General features: G+C 51.2%; 1 protein-coding gene. It reads left to right on the top strand.

Going from position 1 to position 344, the window contains the following annotated elements:
- Positions 1–3: 3 nt before the first annotated feature.
- Positions 4–344: GTP-binding protein (locus tag ACO0LG_RS29635; RefSeq protein ID WP_423032225.1), on the top strand; the 341-nt coding region annotated here is incomplete at its 3' end.

Raw genomic sequence — 344 nt, 5'->3', positions numbered from 1 at the left:
AAAATGGCAAAAGGTAAGTTCGAGCGCACCAAGCCGCACGTCAACGTCGGTACAATTGGCCACGTTGATCACGGTAAAACTACACTGACAGCAGCGATTGCAACAGTTCTGTCGAAAAAATTCGGCGGCGAAGCTAAAGCATACGACCAGATCGATGCAGCACCAGAAGAAAAAGCGCGCGGTATTACAATCAATACAGCCCACGTTGAGTACGAAACAGCGGGTCGCCACTACGCCCACGTAGACTGCCCAGGTCATGCTGATTATGTTAAAAACATGATTACTGGCGCGGCTCAAATGGATGGCGCCATTCTGGTTTGCTCTGCAGCAGACGGCCCAATGCC

Origin of the sequence: Undibacterium sp. Ji42W, from assembly GCF_049340405.1 — a bacterium.
GTDB lineage: Bacteria > Pseudomonadota > Gammaproteobacteria > Burkholderiales > Burkholderiaceae_D > Undibacterium.
This window is presented reverse-complemented; position numbering and strand designations above follow the sequence as displayed.